The 19989-nt window shown below is 62.1% G+C and carries 18 protein-coding genes; 8 read left to right on the top strand and 10 right to left on the bottom strand.

The features are described from left to right. Nucleotides 1-47: 47 nt before the first annotated feature. Nucleotides 48-863 (bottom strand): UDP-2,3-diacylglucosamine diphosphatase, encoded by an 816-nt coding sequence (locus tag X733_RS144160; protein ID WP_023715971.1) that lies wholly within the window; start codon nt 861-863, stop codon nt 48-50. A 120-nt stretch (nt 864-983) separates the two neighbouring features. Between X733_RS144160 and X733_RS144165 the strand changes: the two genes are divergently transcribed. After that, nucleotides 984-1763 (top strand): SDR family oxidoreductase, encoded by a 780-nt coding sequence (locus tag X733_RS144165; RefSeq protein WP_023819458.1) that lies wholly within the window; start codon nt 984-986, stop codon nt 1761-1763. A gap of 159 nt (nt 1764-1922) precedes the next feature. Beyond that, complete coding sequence (locus X733_RS144170) at nt 1923-4247, top strand: NADP-dependent malic enzyme (RefSeq protein WP_023819457.1); 2325 nt, start codon at nt 1923-1925, stop codon at nt 4245-4247. 5 nt (nt 4248-4252) lie between these two features. Here X733_RS144170 and X733_RS144175 read toward each other — a convergent pair whose 3' ends face one another. Beyond that, nucleotides 4253-4873: a DUF1287 domain-containing protein gene (locus X733_RS144175; RefSeq protein WP_023669042.1), complete on the bottom strand. Its 621-nt coding sequence runs from the start codon at nt 4871-4873 to the stop codon at nt 4253-4255. 203 nt (nt 4874-5076) lie between these two features. Between X733_RS144175 and X733_RS144180 the strand changes: the two genes are divergently transcribed. Further along, nucleotides 5077-6273 carry a DUF2865 domain-containing protein gene (locus X733_RS144180; protein WP_023736543.1) on the top strand — a complete coding sequence of 399 codons (1197 nt, stop codon included), beginning with the start codon at nt 5077-5079 and terminating at the stop codon, nt 6271-6273. Here the strand turns inward: X733_RS144180 and gltX are convergent. Further along, entirely contained in the window at nt 6191-7564 is a 1374-nt protein-coding gene (gene gltX / locus X733_RS144185) for a glutamate--tRNA ligase (RefSeq protein WP_023669044.1), read from the bottom strand. The genes X733_RS144180 and gltX overlap by 83 nt on opposite strands. A gap of 732 nt (nt 7565-8296) precedes the next feature. Between gltX and X733_RS144195 the strand changes: the two genes are divergently transcribed. The 3 genes from X733_RS144195 to X733_RS144205 all read left to right on the top strand — a co-directional run bounded on the left by X733_RS144195 (nt 8297) and on the right by X733_RS144205 (nt 13389). Continuing rightward, entirely contained in the window at nt 8297-12061 is a 3765-nt protein-coding gene (locus tag X733_RS144195; RefSeq protein WP_023819456.1) for a vitamin B12-dependent ribonucleotide reductase, read from the top strand. 300 nt (nt 12062-12361) lie between these two features. Then, on the top strand, nt 12362-13090 hold the full coding sequence (locus tag X733_RS144200; protein WP_023736542.1) for a hypothetical protein: 729 nt from the start codon (nt 12362-12364) through the stop codon (nt 13088-13090). A 92-nt stretch (nt 13091-13182) separates the two neighbouring features. Beyond that, entirely contained in the window at nt 13183-13389 is a 207-nt protein-coding gene (locus X733_RS144205; RefSeq protein WP_023736541.1) for a type II toxin-antitoxin system HicB family antitoxin, read from the top strand. A 23-nt stretch (nt 13390-13412) separates the two neighbouring features. On the opposite strand, the gene X733_RS144210 is transcribed toward X733_RS144205, so the two are convergent. Genes X733_RS144210 through X733_RS144220 form a run of 3 tightly spaced genes read right to left on the bottom strand, consistent with a single transcriptional unit; the run spans nt 13413 to nt 15544 of the window. Further along, the gene (locus X733_RS144210) at nt 13413-14018 is read right to left on the bottom strand and encodes a hypothetical protein (RefSeq protein ID WP_245260295.1); all 606 of its coding nucleotides are present in this window, start codon (nt 14016-14018) and stop codon (nt 13413-13415) included. Between the two features lie 4 nt (nt 14019-14022). Next, entirely contained in the window at nt 14023-14559 is a 537-nt protein-coding gene (locus X733_RS144215) for a hypothetical protein (protein WP_245274479.1), read from the bottom strand. Nucleotides 14560-14572: 13 nt separating this feature from the next. Beyond that, a complete protein-coding gene (locus tag X733_RS144220; protein WP_023819454.1) occupies nt 14573-15544 on the bottom strand; it encodes a DUF3592 domain-containing protein in 972 nt (323 codons plus the stop codon). Nucleotides 15545-15707: 163 nt separating this feature from the next. Between X733_RS144220 and X733_RS144225 the strand changes: the two genes are divergently transcribed. Further along, the gene (locus X733_RS144225; protein WP_023819453.1) at nt 15708-16649 is read left to right on the top strand and encodes a phosphoribosylaminoimidazolesuccinocarboxamide synthase; all 942 of its coding nucleotides are present in this window, start codon (nt 15708-15710) and stop codon (nt 16647-16649) included. A gap of 20 nt (nt 16650-16669) precedes the next feature. Here X733_RS144225 and X733_RS144230 read toward each other — a convergent pair whose 3' ends face one another. From X733_RS144230 to X733_RS1000000170330, 3 genes are read right to left on the bottom strand one after another with little or no spacing between them, the layout of a single operon-like run. Then, nucleotides 16670-17554, bottom strand: a complete 885-nt coding sequence (locus X733_RS144230; RefSeq protein ID WP_023669052.1) for a DMT family transporter — start codon at nt 17552-17554, stop codon at nt 16670-16672. Then, the gene (locus tag X733_RS144235) at nt 17551-18159 is read right to left on the bottom strand and encodes a class I SAM-dependent methyltransferase (protein WP_023669053.1); all 609 of its coding nucleotides are present in this window, start codon (nt 18157-18159) and stop codon (nt 17551-17553) included. The genes X733_RS144230 and X733_RS144235 overlap by 4 nt, the downstream gene beginning before the upstream one ends. Before the next feature lie 28 nt (nt 18160-18187). After that, the gene (locus X733_RS1000000170330; RefSeq protein ID WP_023669054.1) at nt 18188-18361 is read right to left on the bottom strand and encodes a hypothetical protein; all 174 of its coding nucleotides are present in this window, start codon (nt 18359-18361) and stop codon (nt 18188-18190) included. 103 nt (nt 18362-18464) lie between these two features. On the opposite strand from X733_RS1000000170330, the gene X733_RS144240 reads away from it, so the two are divergent. Continuing rightward, nucleotides 18465-19424, top strand: a complete 960-nt coding sequence (locus X733_RS144240) for a LysR family transcriptional regulator (RefSeq protein WP_023669055.1) — start codon at nt 18465-18467, stop codon at nt 19422-19424. Here the strand turns inward: X733_RS144240 and X733_RS144245 are convergent. Continuing rightward, nucleotides 19414-19920, bottom strand: a complete 507-nt coding sequence (locus X733_RS144245; protein WP_023669056.1) for a DUF2314 domain-containing protein — start codon at nt 19918-19920, stop codon at nt 19414-19416. The two genes, X733_RS144240 and X733_RS144245, sit on opposite strands and share 11 nt — an antisense overlap. Between the last annotated feature and the right edge of the window lie 69 nt (nt 19921-19989).

The following is a 19989-nucleotide window of genomic DNA, read 5'->3' as shown; positions in this document are numbered from 1 at the left end:
CGCGAAAGCGGTCCGAAACTGCCTGGACCAGTCGATTAACAGGAGGGTTATGCCGCTTCGACGACCCTGTCTTCGATGAGCAGCGGGATGAACGGCTCGTCCGGTGCTTCGGGCAGCACCAGCGCCCAGTGGATGATCTCCATCTTGCCGTCGAAATGTTCGACCACCGCCGTGCAGCTCTCCACCCAGTCGCCGGTGTTGATGTACTGCACATCCTCATAAGTCTCGATCGCGGCGTGATGGATGTGGCCGCAGATGACGCCGTCGACATGCGAGCGGCGGGCCTCCTCAGTCAGCACGGTCTGGAACGAGCCGATGAAGTTGACCGCCTTCTTGACCTTGACCTTGGCCCAGGACGAGAACGACCAGTAGGGAAGCCCAAGCAGGTGGCGCAGCCTCGTCACCGCGCGGTTGACCAGCATCGCCGCGTCATAGGCGTAGTCGCCGAGATAGGCCAGCCAGCGTGCATTGTGGACGACGGTGTCGAACTGGTCGCCGTGGATGACCAGCAGGCGCCTGCCATCGGCGGTTTCGTGGATGGCGCGGTCGGCAACGACGATGCCGCCGAAATGCACGCCTTGGAACTGGCGCGCGAATTCGTCGTGATTGCCGGCGATATAGGTGATCGAGGTGCCCTTGCGCGCCTTGCGAAGCAGTTTCTGGACGACGTCATTGTGGCTCTGCGGCCAATGCCAGCTGCGCCGCAGACGCCAGCCGTCGACGATGTCACCGACGAGGTAGATGATATCGGCGTCGTGATACCGCAGGAAATCGATCAGGAACTCGGCCTTGGCCGCCTTCGATCCGAGATGCAGGTCGGATATGAACATGCTGCGGAAAGTGCGGGTTTCTGTACCGGACATCAGATCGTCACCGTTGCTTTCGCGCAGGCTATGCCCCGATTCATGCAACAACCGTATGACGGTTGCGATTGGGCCAGCCAAAGGGCTAGCGTGCCGCGCCATTCACAGGAGAAAATCGTCATGGATCTTGGCATCAAGGGCAAGAAGGCCATCGTCTGCGCATCGAGCAAAGGGCTTGGCCGCGGCTGCGCCACGGCGCTGGCCGAGGCCGGCTGCGATCTCGTTGTCAACGGCCGCAATGCCGAGCTGCTGGCAAAAACCGCAGCCGAACTGCGCGAACGCTACGGCGTGAAGGTGACCGAGATCGTCGGCGACGTCTCGACGCCCGACGTGCAGAAGGCGATCCTTGCCGCCTGCCCCGACCCGGATATCCTGGTCAACAACAATGGCGGCCCGCCCTTGCGCGATTTCCGCGAACTCGACCGCGCAAAGATCCTCGAAGGCGTGACGCAGAACATGGTGACGCCGATCGAACTGGTGCAGGCCGTCATCGACGGCATGGCCATGCGCGGCTTCGGCCGCATCGTCAACATCACCTCGCTGTCGGTCTACGTCCCGATTCCCGGCCTCGATCTGTCGTCCGGCGCGCGAGCCGGGCTGACCTCGTTCCTGGCCGGCGTGGCGCGCACGGTGATCGACCGCAACGTCACCATCAACAGCCTGCTGCCGGGCAAGCTCGACACCGACCGGCTGCGCGGCCCGCATGAGGCCGGCACGATGGAAGACCCGGCAGCGGCCGCAGCGCGCAAGACCCGCATCAGCGCCGACGTTCCGGCCAAGCGGCTCGGCACGCCGGAAGAGTTCGGCCAGATCTGCGCCTTTCTGTGCTCGGTCCATGCCGGTTATCTCACCGGCCAGAACATCCCGGTCGATGGCGGCCTCTATGTCAGCGCGTTCTGAAGGGCTCAGTGCATCCTCAGCAGGATTTCCGCGCAACCGTTTGAAATAATTCGGTCTTTTCGGCCCCGGTTGTTTTAGCCGCCCTTGCGTTATTTGGCGTCGCGAAAAACCATTTTTGCGTGCTAAAAGGCTGCAAAGCAGGTTTGAGGGAGCGGCCGCATGGAAGGCGAGAACAAGAAAACGGCACGTTCGGACCTCGACGAAGCCGCCCTCTACTTCCATAAGCATCCAAGGCCGGGAAAGCTCGAGATCCAGGCGACCAAGCCACTCGGCAACCAGCGCGATCTGGCGCTGGCCTATTCGCCTGGTGTTGCCGCCCCCTGCCTCGTAATCCGTGACAATCCGGCGACCGCCGCCGACTACACGGCGCGCGCCAATCTGGTCGGCGTCGTCTCCAACGGCTCGGCCGTTCTCGGCCTCGGCAATATCGGCCCGCTCGCCTCCAAGCCGGTGATGGAAGGCAAGGCGGTGCTGTTCAAGAAATTCGCCGGCATCGACGTCTTCGACATCGAGATCGACGCGCCGGGCATAGAGCGCATGGTCGAGACGATCTCGGCGCTGGAGCCGACTTTCGGCGGCATCAATCTCGAGGACATCAAGGCGCCCGAATGCTTCGAGGTCGAGGCGCAGTTGAAGGCCCGCATGGGCATTCCCGTCTTCCATGACGACCAGCATGGCACCGCCATCATCGTCGCCGCCGCGGTGCTCAACGGGCTGGAATTCGCCGGCAAGGCCATTTCCGACATCAAGATCGTCACCTCAGGCGCCGGTGCGGCAGCGCTCGCCTGCCTCAACCTGTTGGTCTCGCTTGGCGCCAAGGTAGAGAACATCTGGGTCACCGACCGCTTCGGCGTCGCCTACAAGGGCCGCACCGACGAGATGGACCGCTGGAAAGACCCCTATGTGAAGGATACCGAGGCGCGCACGCTGGCCGATGTGATCCCGGGCGCCGACGTCTTCCTCGGCCTATCGGCCGCCGGCGTGCTGAAGCCGGAACTGTTGCGGCATATGGCGCCGAAGCCGCTGATCCTGGCGCTGGCCAACCCCAATCCGGAGATCATGCCGGAGGCGGCGCGGGCGGCGCGGCCGGACGCCATGATCTGCACCGGGCGTTCCGATTTTCCCAATCAGGTCAATAACGTACTGTGTTTTCCTTACATCTTCCGCGGTGCGCTGGACTGCGGCGCCAGCGCCATTAACGAGGAGATGAAGATGGCGGCGGTCAGGGCGATCGCCGCCCTTGCCCGCGAAGAGCCTTCGGATGTCGCCGCGCGCGCCTATTCCGGCGAGACGCCGATCTTCGGGCCCGATTTCCTGATCCCCTCGCCCTTCGATCCGCGCCTCATCCTGCGCATCGCGCCGGCGGTGGCCAAGGCCGCCTGCGACACCGGCGTCGCGACACGGCCGATCACCGACTTCGCCGCCTATATCGACCAGCTCAACCGCTTCGTCTTCCGCTCCGGCCTGGTGATGAAGCCGGTGTTTTCGTCGGCCAAGGCGTCGACCGCCAAGCGCGTCATCTATGCCGACGGCGAGGACGAGCGCGTGCTGCGCGCAGCCCAGGTGGTGCTGGAGGAAGGCATTGCCGAGCCGATCCTGATCGGCCGCCCGCATGTCATCGAGGTCAGGCTGAAGCGCTACGGCCTGCGTATCAAGCCGGGCGTCGATTTCGGCCTGATCAACCCGGAAGACGATCCGCGCTACCGCCATTATGTCGACCTGTTGATCGAGCTTGCCGGCCGGCGCGGCGTGACGACGGAGGCCGCGCGCACCATGGTGCGCACCGACAATACGGTGATTGCGGCACTGGCGCTGAAGCGCGGCGATGCCGACGCCATGATCTGCGGCCTCGAGGGCCGTTTCGAGCGGCATCTGCGCAATGTGACGCTGGTCATCGGACCACGCGCGGGCGTCAAGGACCGCGACCTGTCGACGCTGTCGATGCTGATCTCGCAACGCGGCATCATCTTCCTCACCGACACCCATGTCTCGGTCGACCCCACGGCCGAGGAGATCGCCGAAATGACCATATTGGCGGCGGAGGAAATCCAGCGCTTCGGCATCGAGCCGAAGGCGGCGCTGCTGTCGCATTCGGATTTCGGCTCGCGCGATTCTCCCAGCGCGCTGAAGATGCGGCAGGCAGCGGCGATCCTGGCGCGCGTTGCGCCCGACCTGCAATGCGACGGCGAGATGCATGCCGATTCAGCCCTGTCGGAGCATCTGCGCCAGCGCGTCTATCCGCATTCGCGGCTGAAGGGCGAAGCCAATCTCCTGGTGTTCCCCAACCTCGACTCCGCCAACATCACGCTGACCGCGCTGCGCACGATGATGGACGCGCTGCATGTCGGGCCGATCCTGCTTGGCACCGACAAGCCGGCGCATATTTTGACGCCGTCGGTGACGTCGCGCGGCGTCGTCAACATGACGGCGCTGGCAGTGGTCGAGGCGGCGCACAAGGCGCAGGCGGTGGTTCATTTCAACTGACGCCGTCAGGCAGGCACGAAACGGTAATGCCCGGTCTGCTTGAAGGCAAACAGCGTGTCCTCCTCGCGGGCGCCCGACCTGATATTGTGGATGACCAGCGCTCGTTCCGGAACGTCCGCCGACCGTTCGGATGAGACGATGACGATGTGCGGCAGGTTGCCGGGCAGCATCTGGGTGACGACATCGCCCGGCTGAAAGTCGGGAGGATACTCGCTGGCGGGCAAGGAAACTCCCTTGCGCCCGAAAAAAGCGGCAAGATTGCCGACCCGTCGGTGGTCGATGTTTCGATCGGTCGCTTTCAGACCCCAGGTCTTGGGATAGGCGGCGAAATTGGCCGCCATATCCTCATGCACCAGCTTCTGCAGGTCGAGCTCGAAGGCGCGGCGATAGGCGCGCACGACGACGTCCGTGCACACGCCTCGATCCGGCGCGACATCGCCGCCGGGATAGTCGAGGCGGACATAGGCCGGGTCGTAGAAGGTGGTGACGCCGATCTGCTCACGCGCGGCTTCGACCAATTTGCTGCGCCAGTCCGGAGCGGCTGGATTTCCCTGCGCCCGGGCGGCGGGCGCCGCCAGGCACAACAGACCGAACTGCAGCGCAGTTCGGCGGCTAATCGCGATCATGCCAGCTCCCCGGGGCATTGCTGGATCGTGGGATATTCCGGGGCGATTGCGCCTTTTTCATGCAGCGGTGAGACCGCACAGTTGCCGCCCTATCCAAACGCCTCCTGCAACGCGTCTATGGGCTAAGACCATCTTTGGTTGTAGATTGAGGGAACGGTTAACTGCGAATCCGGTAGACAGGCAGGCAAGCGGGGTTTCGGGCAATGACGGGCGGACGATGGAGGCTGAAGCATCTGGCTGCGCTGCTCGGCGCGCTTGTGCTTTCGGCCGTCGCCACCACTGAACCGCAGGCCGCCTCCCGCGTTTGCCGTCAACTGGAAGCCGAGCTTGCTTCTTCATCGAATGGCGGCGGCAATTCCAGCATGGTGCGGAAGTATGACAAGGCCATCTCCCGCCAGTTCGAACAGCTATCAAAGGTGCGCGGTCGTGCGAGCGATGCGAATTGCGGGTTTTCGCTGTTTTCGCGCAATGTCAGCCAATGTGCTGCGCTGAACAGCAGCATCGATCGCATGAACGCCAATCTCGATGCGTTGCAAGCCAAGCGCGCGCAGCTTGCCGGCGGCGGCTCGCGGCGCGACCGCGGCCGCATCCTGGCCGCGCTCGACGCCAATGGCTGCCGTGACGAGCCCGCGCCGCGCCGGGAGCCGCTGCAGGAAGCCAGCCGCGAACCCGACGACGGCGATCTGTTCGACCAGCTTTTCGGCGGCGACCGGCAGATCGACACGCTCGATCAGCCCGATGATCCCGGCGAGGAGCGCAATGTGCGCCGGGTGCTCAATCAGCCCGGCGTGCCGGATTTCCCGACGGTCGGCGGCGAGTTCCATACGAGCTGCGTGCGTACCTGCGACGGCTATTTCTTCCCGATGTCGAACTCGGCTTCGCTCGGCGATTTCGAGCGCGACCAGAAGAATTGCGAATCGAGCTGCCCCGGCACCGAAATGCAGGTGTTCTATTCGCGCGGCATGGAAGACGATTCGGCCAACATGACGTCGTCGGTGACCGGGAGGCCCTACAGCGAGTTGCCTACCGCTTATCTCTACAAACAACCCAACCAGTCGCGGCCGCAGGCATGTGGCTGCAACGCGCAGGCCGGAAATTTCGAGATCATCGGCGGTAACCCGCCACCGCCCGAGCAGTTTCAGCCCGATATTGAGACCACGCCGTTCATTCCGGTGCCGGCGGCCAAACCCGATCCAGGCGCGGATCCGGAGACGCTGGCGAACGTACAAGGCGGGCTCGACCGCGCCGCCATCAAGCGCCTTGCCGTCAAGCCGGTGGTGTCGCCGGTGTCGCTGATCCCGCCGGACCAGCGCAAGGTCAGGGTCGTCGGGCCAGCGTTCCTTCCCGACCCAGCAGCGGCAATAGATCTGCAAGCTCCGGCCCGGAAGCAAGTCCGGTAAGCGCCAGCCTGAGCGGCATGAACAACGCCTTGCCCTTGCGGCCGCTGGCTTCCCTGATCCTGGCCGTCCAGTCTTTCCAGACCGTACCGGTCCACGGCTCTTCCGGCAACAGGTCGAAGGCCTGCTGCAGGAAGTCGCGATCCTCGTCGGAAAATTCCGGCGCGGGCTGCGGGCCGTCGGCAAGGATGCGCCACCAGCCGACCGCGTCGCTCAGCCGGTCGAGATTGCCGCGCACCGCCAGCCAGAACGGCTCGGCCTTGTCGCCGGAGATGCCGAGCACGATCAGCCGATCCCGCGCCTCGGAAAACGGCATGTGGTGCATGAGCGCACGATTGAGCACGAACAGCTCGTCCGGGTCGAATTTGGCCGCCGATTTCGACGTGGCGGCGGGATCGAAGCGCGCGGCCAGTGCCGGCATGTCATGCACCGCCGCGACATTTTCCGAGGTGCCGACAAGGACGGCCAGCGAAGCCACAGCCATCGGCTCGATGCCCTCCTCGCGCAGGCTTTCGATCGACAGCGCACCGCTGCGCTTCGACAGGCCCTCGCCCGAGCCCGTGGTCAAGAGATTGTGGTGGCCGAAGACAGGCGGCTCGGCGCCCAATGCCTTGAACAGCGCGATCTGCACGCCGGTGTTGGTGACGTGGTCGTCGCCGCGAATGACATGAGTGACCCCCATCTTGATGTCGTCGACGACCGAAGGCAGCGTGTAGAGATAAGTGCCGTCCTCGCGCCGCAGCACCGGATCGGACAGTGAGGCCAGATCGACGGTTTCCTCGCCGCGCACCAGATCGTTCCAGTGGATTTCGGTGCGTTCGGGCTGCAGCGGATCGCTGGTGAAATTCGGCAGCAGAAAGCGCCAGTGCGGCCGGCGGCCATCGGAGCGGTATTCGGCGATCTGCTGCTGCGAAAGCGCCAGCGCCTCGCGGCCATAGACCGGCGGCAGGCCGCGCGTGCGGCGCACCTTGCGGCGCAGGTCGAGTTCTTCGGGGGTTTCGTAGCAGGGATAAACAACGCCGGCCCTTTGCAGCCGCTCCACTGCCGCGTCGTAAATTTCGAAGCGCCGCGACTGGTATTCGGTGGCATCGGGGAAAATCCCCAGCCAGTGCAGGTCGTAGAGGATGGCGTCGGAAAATTCCTGCCTCGAGCGGGCAATGTCTGTGTCGTCGAAGCGCTGGATGAAACGGCCCTTGTTGTTCATGGCAAACAGCCAGTTGAACAAGGCGGTGCGGGCATTGCCGATATGAATGCGGCCGGTTGGTGAGGGGGCAAAACGGACGGTAACTGTCATGGGCGGGGCGTAACGGATGCTCTTGGAATTGACAAGACGCGCCCCCGCGCGACGCCAAAGACATAATGCACGCCAGCTAAAATGAAAAGGCTGTGAGCCAGAATCCGGCCGGGCCTGTCTCGGGTGAACCGCTCACCAGCGGTCCACGCCGGCAGAATCGGGCTTTCCTCAGCCGCTTTTTGTCCCCGTTATCCACATATGTGACACACAAGATGTTGGGGTCACAAAAGCTACGCAAACGAATCCTTGACGACGCAAACCGAGTCGCCTTTTATGTGCCATGTGCTCTTGTTGAGGGCGCGACCGGAGAGTTTCGAGCCCGGTCATTTTTCCCGGATTTTGTGCGTTTTGGCCATGATTTCCGCCTGTTTACGAGGCTGGCGGAAGCGTTGGATCGTGGGGGCTTCGGAAGCGAAAAGGGAGATTTGTCGGACTGGAATAAATTGTCTGTTAACACTATATTTAGTGTTTGCAGGCAGGTTCGACGCTAGATAGTGTGAATTTCCCTCGGTCGAGGGAATCGAGGAAAAATTCAGTTTTGAGGGACCCGCAGGGTTCGGCGCAGAGTTGGAACAGCGGCTTCGTAAGAAGCTCGACCAGCAAGGCGACGAAGACTGCCACAAGGAGAGCCGGTGTTTTCGAACGCCGGCAGACGGCGGACATGCGCGTTTCGCATTGGGGGCAGAAATCCCCGGGGAAAAGCGCTATATATAGACAAAAGGGACCGGACCAATGCGCATCGAGCGTCGTTTCACCAAGCCAGGCCAATCAGCTTACGCGGAGATCGAATTCCGCAAGGCGCTTTCGGAGATCAAGAATCCGGACGGCTCGGTGGTGTTCCGCTTGGACAATATCGATGTGCCGGCGCAGTTCTCGCAGGTTGCCGCCGACATCCTGGCGCAGAAGTATTTCCGCAAGGCCGGCGTGCCCGCGCGCCTGAAGAAGGTCGAGGAGAACGACGTCCCCTCCTTCCTGTGGCGCTCCGTCGCCGACGAGGCCGAGCTTGCCAAGCTGCCGGAAGCCGAGCGCTACGGTTCCGAAATCGACGCCCGCCAGGTCTTCGACCGGCTGGCCGGCACCTGGACCTATTGGGGCTACAAGGGCGGCTACTTCAAGTCGGAAGAAGACGCCAGCGCCTTCCGCGACGAACTCGCCTATATGCTCGCCACCCAGCGCGTTGCGCCGAACTCGCCGCAATGGTTCAATACCGGCCTGCACTGGGCCTACGGCATCGATGGCCCGAGCCAGGGCCACTATTATGTCGACCCGTTCACCGGCAAGCTGACCAAGTCGAAGTCCTCCTACGAGCATCCGCAGCCGCATGCCTGCTTCATCCAGGGCGTGCAGGACGATCTCGTCAACGAAGGCGGCATCATGGACCTGTGGGTGCGTGAAGCGCGTCTGTTCAAATATGGCTCGGGCACCGGCTCCAATTTCTCGATGCTGCGCGGCGAAGGCGAAAAGCTGTCGGGCGGCGGCCGTTCGTCCGGCCTGATGAGCTTCCTCAAGATCGGCGACCGCGCGGCGGGCGCCATCAAGTCGGGCGGCACCACGCGTCGTGCGGCCAAGATGGTCATTGTCGACGCCGACCATCCCGATATCGAGGAATTCATCGACTGGAAGGTCAATGAAGAGCAGAAGGTGGCGTCGCTGGTCACCGGCTCCAAGATCGTGAAAAAACATCTCGAAGCGATCATGAAGGCCTGCATCAATTGCGAAGGCCATGATGACGATTGCTTCGACCCGTCGATGAACACCGCGCTGAAGCGCGAGATCAAGGCGGCCAAGAAGTCGGCCGTGCCGGAGAACTACATCTACCGCGTCATCCAGTTCGCCAAGCAGGGCTACACCGCGATGTCGTTCAAGACCTACGACACCGACTGGGATTCCGACGCCTACCTCACCGTTTCCGGCCAGAACTCCAACAATTCGGTGTCGCTGAAGGACAACTTCCTGCGCGCCGTCGAGGACGACGCCGACTGGCATCTGACCGCCCGCAAGGACGGCAAGGTGCTGAAGACGCTGAAGGCACGCGACCTCTGGGAAAAGATCGGCTACGCCGCCTGGGCTTCGGCCGATCCGGGCCTGCATTTCAACACGACGATGAACGACTGGCACACCTGCGCTTCGGCCGGTGCGATCCGGGCCTCCAATCCGTGCTCGGAATACATGTTCCTCGACGACACGGCCTGCAACCTGGCCTCGATCAACCTGCTCCCCTACCGCAACGCCGACGGCACGATCGACATCGCCGCCTACGAGCACACGGTGCGGCTGTGGACCGTCGTCCTCGAAATCTCGGTGATGATGGCGCAGTTCCCGTCGAAGGAGATCGCCAAGCAGTCCTACGAATACCGCACGCTCGGCCTCGGCTATGCCAACATTGGCGGCCTGCTGATGACGTCGGGCATCCCCTATGATTCCGACGAGGGCCGCGCCATCTGCGCAGCGCTCACCGCCATCATGACCGGCATTGCCTATGCCACCTCGGCCGAGATGGCCGGCGAGCTCGGCGCCTTCGCCGACTACGACCGTAACGCGCAGAACATGCTGCGCGTCATGCGCAACCATCGCCGTGCCGCCTATGGCGAGAAACAGGGCTACGAGAAACTCGCCGTCAATCCGGTGCCGCTGGTCGCGTCCGACCTGAAGCAGCAGGAATTGGCCACGCACGCCAAGGCTGCCTGGGACCGCGCCATCGAACTCGGCGAAGAGCATGGCTACCGCAACGCGCAGGCGACCGTGATTGCGCCGACCGGCACGATCGGCCTGGTCATGGATTGCGATACCACCGGCATCGAGCCCGACTTCGCGCTGGTGAAGTTCAAGAAGCTCGCTGGCGGCGGCTACTTCAAGATCATCAACCGCGCCGTGCCGGAAGCGCTGCGCACGCTGGGCTATTCCGAGAGCCAGCTCGCCGAGATCGAGGCTTACGCTGTCGGCCACGGCAACATGAACCAGGCGCCGGCGGTCAACCCCGGCTCGCTCAAGGCGAAGGGTTTTACTGACGACAAGATCGCGGCGCTCAATGCGGCGCTGAAGTCGGCCTTCGACATCAAGTTCGTCTTCAACCAGTGGACGCTGGGCGCCGACTGGGTGAAGGAGACGTTCGGCTTCACCGACGAGCAGCTCAACGACTTCTCGTTCGAGATGCTGCCGGCGCTGGGCTTCTCCAGGAAGGACATCGAGGCCGCCAACATCCATGTCTGCGGTGCGATGACGCTGGAAGGCGCGCCCTTCCTCAAGGCCGAGCATCTGGCGGTGTTCGACTGCGCCAGCCCGTGCGGCAAGATCGGCAAGCGCTCGCTGTCCATCAACAGCCACATCCAGATGATGGCGGCGGCACAGCCCTTCATCTCCGGCGCCATCTCCAAGACCATCAACATGCCCAACGATGCGACGGTGGAAGACGCCAAGGGCGCCTACATGCTGTCGTGGAAGCTGGCGCTGAAGGCCAACGCGCTCTATCGCGACGGCTCAAAGCTGTCGCAGCCGCTCAATTCGTCGCTGCTCGCCGACAGCGAGGATGACGAGGACGACGCGGTCGAGCAGCTGATCGCTGCGCCCGCTTCACAGCGCGCCGTGCAAGTGACCGAGAAGATCGTCGAACGCGTCATCGAACGTCTCTATCGCGATCGTGAAAAACTGCCGAACCGCCGCAAGGGATACACCCAGAAAGCGGTCGTCGGCGGCCACAAGGTCTACCTGCGCACCGGCGAATTCGATGACGGCCGCATCGGCGAGATCTTCATAGACATGCACAAGGAAGGCGCTGCTTTCCGGGCGATGATGAACAACTTCGCCATCGCCATCTCGCTTGGCCTGCAATATGGCGTGCCGCTCGAGGAATTCGTCGAGGCCTTCACCTTCACCAAGTTCGAGCCGGCCGGAATGGTGCAGGGCAACGACGCCATCAAGAATGCGACGTCGATCCTTGACTATGTGTTCCGCGAACTCGCTGTGTCCTACCTCGGCCGCCACGACCTCGCCCATGTCGACCAGTCGGATTTCGACAAGACGGCGCTCGGACGCGGCATCAACGAAGGCAAGGCGACGCCGTTCTCGAAGGGCCTTACCCGCGGCGCCTCGCCGGTCAAGTTGGTGTCTGGCCTAGGTGGCGAACCCAAGGGTTTTGCCGGATCACCTGCCGCGGCCCCTGCCCGGGTCACCCCAACTGCGTTCTCAGGCTCCAATGTGCTGGCGCTTAAACCAGCAAGCGACGAAGCCATCGCCTACAAGCGCGACTATGAGGAGCGAGCCAAGGAATTGGTCGAAGATATTGTTTCCGAGGAGGCTGCCGACCCCACCGGGTTGTTCACCGACGAAGCAGCGAAAGAAGCGGCCGAGGCAAAGGCGCTTGCCTCCACGCGCCGTCAGCAATCCTTGATGCAAGGCTACACCGGCAACGAATGCTCGGAATGCCACAACTTCACCATGGTGCGGAACGGCACCTGCGAGAAGTGCGATACCTGCGGCTCGACGAGCGGGTGCAGCTGAGGAAACTGAGCGCAAAAGCGTAACATCACCGGCCCGGTCGTAAGATCGGGCCGAAATGGTATCGAGAACAAAAAGAGTACGCCACATAAGGATGTCTTTATGTAACATCCCTCAAAACACCAAAGGCCGCCCCTTTCAGGCCGGCCTTTGGTACCGCGATGCGCCGAAGCCCACGCGGGGCGACGAGATCGGAATCCCATCTCCTGTAGCAAGGTAGTTATATGGAGATTCTGATCAGAGAGTCGAGAAGGCATCGGCAGCTAGTGTGACTTTAACTGCTCCGGAAAGGGCTTTTTCGTTATGAAGATCGAACCGAGAATTAGCGCTAATAAGTTGGTTGAATATTGTTTCGCTCGCTCCACGCGGCGAACCGCGATCATTGAAGACATCATCAAACCTAAGAACTTCCTCCTCGACACTCGCTACAACGAGATAGAGCGAGCAATGATGCATTTCATTGAAACTCACGGGCGTGATGACAGCCGATTATCTCAACTCGACAGAGCCTTATTATCGCGCCAACCTGCCACCTCGCACGATGAACAAAGGCTTCTTACGGCTCACGATGCTATCGAACTTTGCCGGACTATGAGCTTGGACAAGCTGCCTACTGCTGCCAGAATAACCGGCATTTCAGATAGCCAGCCAAAATTCGTTCTTGCCGGTGTATCTCTTAGTGTTCGACCGACAAACTCGGTCAAGATGCCACAAACAGGAAAGGGGGAAGTCGGCTTCGGCTTGATCAAACCTTATCTCTGCAAAACACTACCGTTGTCGACAGAAACTTCGGCGCTGCATGGGGCACTTCTCCACTGGTACGCGGAGGAATGTTTCGAAGATGCTGGAGAGCCGCGCGCAGAATTTTGTTTTGTTGTTGACGTGTTCGCCCAGAAGATTTTCGCTGCACCCGGTAGCTTCAGCCAACGCAGAAAGCTGCTGGCTGCCTCATGTCAAGAGATCGCAGACAGGTGGCCGTCAATTCGGGCGAGGTTAATTGCTGACGAAGAGGCCAGCCGGAAACGGCGTTAATGGTCACCCGGTAGTGCTTATCTTCTCCCCTTGTTGTGGGGAGAGGATGAGCGGCACCGGAACACCGTAGCATCCTCTGAAGGAGTGATTGTATGCGTTATGCGGTAGTGATTGAAAAAGCGGCCGATAATTTCTCTGCTTATGTGCCAGACCTGCCCGGCTGCATCGCGACGGGCGCGACAGTGCCTGAGGTGGAAACGGAAATTCGCGACGCTATACGCTTTCACATCGAGGGCTTGCGTGCCGATGGGCTGGAGGTGCCCAAAGGAATCAGTCTCGCGGAATACGTAGAGGCATAAGCGGTAGCCTTCAGGACAACATCCTATCCCGGCACCCGCAGCGTCTGATCGTCGAACAGCGGCTCGTCCTGCCCCGCCCGAACGAACAGCACCCTCCGCCCCTCACCCGCCGGCGCCTCGAAATACTGAATACCATCCGGCATTTCGCCCCAGTCGCCGCAGGGCGGTTCGGGAACTTCGTCATTGGCTAGCGCCTTCAGCTCTTTCGCATAGGCAGCATCGGGGCTGAATGTGTAGCGTTTGACGCCGGCGGGCACGGTGCCCTCGGTGTAGGGCGTCAGCACGCAGCGGGCGCTGACTGATTTGTCGGTCTTTTCCAGCAACAGGCGCAACACCGCGGCCTCGGCGGTTTCGCCTGATTTGATGTCGAACACCTCGACCAGCGGATCGGGCGCGCCGCCATCGCTGTATTTGATGGCGAGCGCGTTGCCGACGAATTCGAAGTGGATCTGGCGAAAACCGAAATCGCAGCGCTGCACCCAGGCGGCCAAACCGACCGTCTTGTCGGCCAGTTTCTCCCAGACGCATTTGTCGATCGGCGGGCGCGATGGCGCCAGCTCGTCCGCCCGCGCTGCGGCTGATATCGTAGCCGAGGCAAACAGCGTGCAGATCCAGACAATCAGTCTCATGGCGTTATTCATCGCTGCATCCTGTCAAAGTGAAGGCGTCCCAGGCCGAGCCGTCCGGATTGGCATTGGCGAAATCGGCAAATTCGGTGAAGGCCGCGCCGAAATCGGGCAGCAACAGCCCTTTCGGCGCCGGTGTCGCTTCGCGCGAATTCAGCTGCTCGGCGCCGCCTCCGGTCAAGGCATAGACCTGGCCCATCCATATCCGGCAGCGACCGCTGCCATCCTCCAGCCCCGCTTCGCGGTCGTCGTCGGTGCAGGCATAGCGGATGGTGCCGAGCGGAAACGAATTTTTGCCATTGGTCCAGGTGATGTCGGCCGGCAAGCGCGTGTCGGTGTTGGGGACGGTCACCGAAAACACTTCGGCCGTCAGTGCCGCCGGCTCATTGTTCAGCGGCCGGAATTGCATCACCGCGCCCGAACGCGGCTCGCGGTAGGTGGCATGGCTGAGCAGACATTCTTTTGCGCTCGCTGCCTGCACGGCGCCGAGCAGAGCCAGGCAAACGACGGCCAGCCTGCGGACGATCATTGGATGTCTTGTCATGAAAGTGGGCGCCTCAGATAAAACCGACCAGCCAAGCCGCGCCGCCCAGAAACGCGGCCGAACAGACCCACAGCAGCCAAAGCCCGCGCACGCTGCATTCGAGCACTGCCGAGGCGGGGTTGGCTGGGTCGTAATGCACGTCGACCTTGCCGCCCTCGGCATAGCTGCGCGCCTGGCCGCTGACGAGGCCGGGCATTAAAGCGGTGACCGTGGCGCCGAAGGTGACGCGGTCTGAGGTGTAGTGCTGGCCTGCGACGCCGTAGCTGTACACGATGCGGGATTTGAAGACGGTGCTCCAGCGTCGATGGCCGCTGTAGTTTCGCAGCGCCTGCAGACCCGAGGAGTCAATGCGGCCGGGCGCGACCGGCCATTTTGACGCCTGCTCGGCAAGCGACTTCTGGACGAAGGCCATGCGCAGGATCATCAGGCCCATGAACAGCAGCAGCGCTCCGGCGCCGAGGTTCTGCGGCTTGGGCAGGTGCGGCCGGATCGCCTCCAGCACGCCACCGAGCAAAAACACCAGCACCACCGTGCCGATCACCAGCCCGGCCGAGAGCTTGACCATGAACTTGAAGGCGCCGTCCGGCAGGGTGCGTTCGATCACGGCCTTGCCCGGATCGGCCGGATTGTAGAAGACGGTCACTTCAGCGCCGGTGGGAAACTGCGCCAGGGTTTCGGTGACTTCGAAATTCCCCAGATTCTCCTTCACGCTGTAGCGCGAGCTTTGAAATTTCTTTTTACCGACCTTGTATTCGAAGGTGATCGCCGGAAAATTGCGCATCTCGGTGGTGTCGCTGCTGTCCGAGCCGACGCCCGACCTTCTGACTTCGCGCGCCTCGACGCGCGACGAGATGATCTTGCCCGGCGCCGGCAGCCAGTGGCTCATCGCCTGCACCTCGCGCCACTTGACGAAGGTGATGAACGACAGACCGCCCGCGATCGCGCAGGCAAATCCGACAATCAGAAATTTGAGCTCTACGTCCACCGCGTCCCCCAGGAGTGCCGGAAGCTGCAAATAGATAGCACGGCGAAGGCAATGTCTTGATTATTCGCAAAGGACGAACCGCCCTTCCTCGGGTATCGAAGCCCCCTCAACTTTGTTAAGAGTCGCCCAAACTGTTAGGAGCCATGAGACCAGGATGACAGCACTGCGCGTTCTCTCGGATGCCTTCATTCCGGAACTCCCGAACCACTACAAAGGCAAGGTCCGCGAGAATTACGATCTGCCGGATGGCCGCCGCATCATCATCGCCACCGACCGGCTGAGCGCCTTCGATGTGATCCTGACCGCAATACCGCTCAAGGGAGAGCTGCTGACGCAGACGGCGCGCTACTGGTTCGAGGAAACGGCGGACATCTGCCCCAACCATGTGCTCGATTATCCCGACCCCAATGTCGTCGTCGGCACCAGGCTCGACATTCTGCCGGTGGAAATCGTTGTTCGCGACTATCTCGCCGGCACCACCAGCACTTCGGTGCTGACGAAATACAAGAACGGCGAACGCGATATGTACGGCATCCGCCTGCCGGACGGGCTGCGCGACAATGAGAAGCTGCCGCAGGCCATCATCACGCCGACCAGCAAGGCGCTCGATGGCGGTCATGACGAGCCCTTGACGCGCGACGAGATCCTGACGCGCGGCCTGTTATCGGAAGAGCAATGGGACACAGTCTCGCGCTATGCGCTGGCGCTGTTTGCGCGCGGCAAAGCGTTGGCCGCGAAGCGCGGCCTGATCCTGGTCGACACCAAATATGAGTTCGGCACGAACAAGGATGGCACCATCATCCTTGCCGATGAAATCCATACGCCCGACTCAAGCCGCTACTGGCTTGCGGCAACCTATGAAGAGCGTTTCAAGGCAGGCGAGCGGCCGCAAAGTTTCGACAAGGACTTTATTCGCGCCTGGGTGACCGCGCGCTGCGATCCCTACAAGGATCGTATTCCGAAAATCCCCGCCGAGCTCATCGAGCAGACATCGCGGGTTTACACGCAGGCCTTTGAGACCATCACCGGCAAGACCTTCACCGCCGATATCTCGGGAAAGACGGTGCTGGACCGCATTCGCGAGAACCTGCGACCTTATTTCTGACGGCGGCTGGCGGCCGCCGGTCAACTTGCCGAGGTCGCGGACACGGACGGTTCTGGCGGAGCGCGCCACGTGCCGAGATATGATCCGCACAGGATGAGCGCGAAAGCCGCTACAATGCCGATATCGAGCGGCTCTGAAAGGACGAGCACGCCGGCTGCCACGGAGACGGCGGGCGCCACATAGGTTATGACGACCGCCCGTTCGGGGCCGATCTCCCGCACCAGCAGAAAATAGGTGGCGAAGGCGATCGCCGTGCAAAACACGCCAAGACCGAGGATTGCGCCAACCACCGTTGTCGACGGCATGGCCGCCGGCCAGGCCAACGCCGCCGGCACGGCGTAGATCAGCGCGGCCCCTGCCAGACAGACTGCCGTCAGCGAGGTTGCCGGCACATCGTTCAGCCAGCGCGACGCGATGATCGAACCCGAGGCATAGCAGGCCGCGGCCATGAGAATCTCGACGACCGCGAGAAATCCGCCACCCAAGGTCGGCAGCGCCAGCACGAAGACACCGGCAAAACCGAGGAAAAGACCGGTCCAGCGGCGTATCCCCAGCCGCTCATCCGAGCCCATCAGCTTTGAGAGCGCGACGGTTACCGCCGGCGTCATGGCAATCAGCAGTCCGGCGGTGGAACTGTCGATGCTGACTTCGCCATGGGTGATCAGCCCCCATGGCAGGATCATCTCGACCAGACAGAATGCGGCGACCGCCGGCCAATGTGTCTTCAGCCATCCGAAACTGCGCTGGACAAGGACGAAGGGCAGCAGCGCCAGGGCGCCGACGGCTGTTCGGGCAAAGACCAGGAAGGGCACCGACACCTCGGCAACCGCCAGCTTGATCAACAAATAGGGAATGCCCCACAGGAGGCTGAGCAGCACGAACAAAAACAGTCCGCGGCGCGTCATGACGGCCTCACAGCCAGAAAGGTGGTCCACTCTTCGCGATCGCGGCCGACGTTGAATTCGTCTCCGACAAGAACCAGCCCGGCGTTTTCAAGGCGGGCCGCGAAGTCGTCCCTGCGCCAGTAGACCGTATGATATTCGCCGCTCTTCTCGCCATCGCCAATGCGCATCGAGACGAGGAAGGCGCCGCCCGGCCGCAACGACCCGGCAATCTTGGCAAGCACCTGGTCGGCCTGCTCGCGCGGCACGTGGATCAGGACGCACAATGCGAGCACCGCGTCGTAGGGGCCGCCGAGATCGTCGGTGATGAGATCGAGAAACTCACCATGCTTGCCGCGTGCGGCCTGCAACTCGAGAAACCGCTTCGTTGCGTCTGTGCGCCGAACCTGGACACCGAGCCCTTCGACGAAGTCCGCATCGTATCCGGGCCCCGAACCGACTTCCAGAATCCGGCCACCTTTGCCGGCGATCTTCACCAGGCGCTTCAGCCATTTCTGTTCTCTTTGGTTCGGAACGTGCCGCACCAGAGCGTCGTAGCGTTCGGCATAGTCCTCATAGGCGTTGATCGTTTGGCGGCTCTTCGCCAGATCCTCGGATGGCACAGTCATCTTTCCCTCCCCTGGTCAAAGAGCTTGCTTAGCCAATGGTGCCGGGAGGCACGCGTCCGTCAAGCATACCGATATCCCTGAGGAAATGATCCGACAGCGAGCGGCGGTCGAGCAAGCCGCGCTTGCGAGGCCTGAACGGCGCGGTGAAGAGGTCGAGCACCGGGCGGCGAAGCGTGTTGTAGAGAGCGATGGTGGTGGTCATTGCCGTATCCTCAGGGTTTGATCCGATGAATGCAGCATGCCGTTTTCCGGGCTTGGTTTCCAATCGAACGTCGCGTAGTATGCATCAGCGGGATTGATGCGTCATGAGCTGGGAACTACCACCATTAGGAGCCATCAGGGTCTTTGAAGCCGCGGCCCGGCTGGGCAGTTTCACCAAGGCAGCCGAAGAACTCGGCATGACCCAATCAGCTGCCAGCTATCAGATAAAGGTGCTGGAAGAACGTGCCGGAACGCCGCTTTTCATAAGAAAAACAAGGCAGATCGCGCTGACCGAGGCCGGACAGCAGCTGGCGCCGCACGCAACAGGCGCGTTCTCGACCCTGGCCGACGCATGGGTCGCCACCAAGGGTGGAGCGACCGGCGTGCTGTCGGTGACGACCATGGAAACCTTCGCATCGAACTGGCTGGCCGTATGGCTTGGAACATTCCAGCTGATGCATCCCGATCTTGCCGTGAAGGTGAATACATCGCACGGGCTGGTCGATTTCACGCGCGGCGACATGGATGTCGGCATTCGCACCGGCAGTGGAAAATGGCCGGGCCTGACGGCTCACTATCTGTTCAAGGCGGACTATACGCCGATGCTCAGCCCGAGACTCGCCGAAAGCGTCGGCGGCATCCACCGCCCCGAGGATCTCTACCAAGTGCCGCTATGCTGTGCCGACGATCCCTGGTGGGAAATCTGGTTCAAGGCTGCCGGCGTGCCGTTCGAGCCCGATCGCGTCATCGCTGGCCCGAAGCTGGGTACGCAGGCCTATGATGCGATGGCGGCGCTGACCGACAAGGGCGCCGCGATCCTCACCAGAAACCTTTACAGCGCCCTGTTGGAAAAGGGCCAGTTGATACAGCCATTCGGCGTGCTTGGATCGGACGGCGACGGCTATTGGCTGGTGCATCTGGAGAGCCGCCGCAACGCGCCCAAAATCAAGGTGTTTCGCGACTGGGTGCTGGCGCAGACGGCAGAGATACGCGAACGCGAAAAGCGCGACAGCCCTCTAGGCACCGCGATAAAACTCGCCCCCGCCTCAACCCTCAGTCCTTGAAGGTCAACCCGTATCTTGCAACCTGTTCCTTCGGCATATCCGCAAGCGCCTGGCGCGTGGTGTAGCCGCCATAGATCACCTTGCCGTTCTTGATCATCCAGTCCTCGACGTCGGCCTCGGTCACCGTCATCCTGTCGCCCATCTTGTACTTGTTGCCATTGACCGGGACGTCGGCGAGCAGGCCGATATAGGAGCCGTCGCTGTAGCCGACCAGCTGCAGCCAGATATGCTCGGTGGCGCCGTTCTGGGTCAGCGGGAATTTTACCGTGTAGGTGCCGGGTGTGCCGGCGTCCATCAATTCGTGGAAGCGCTTGAGGGTCGAGCGGCCGCTGTCCTTGGCGGCCTGCATCGCCTTGTCCTCGGTGGAATAGGACACGACGTTCTGCTTCGACTCGGCCAGCGAAGTGCCACTTCCGCCCGGCATGTGGCCGAGCGAACTGAAAAACCCGTAGCCGACAGCGGCGGCAAGAGCGACAGCCACAACTGGATTGCGCATGGACCCCTCCGAAACCCGATCACGGGCACGTTACCGGAAGGCTGTTGCGATACCGCTAAAGGACACAGT

It is taken from the genome of Mesorhizobium sp. L2C066B000 (genome assembly GCF_000502335.1).
In the GTDB taxonomy this organism is placed as follows: Bacteria; Pseudomonadota; Alphaproteobacteria; order Rhizobiales; family Rhizobiaceae; genus Mesorhizobium.
The sequence above is the reverse complement of the archived record's forward strand: the minus strand, read 5'-3'. Positions and strand labels throughout refer to the sequence as shown.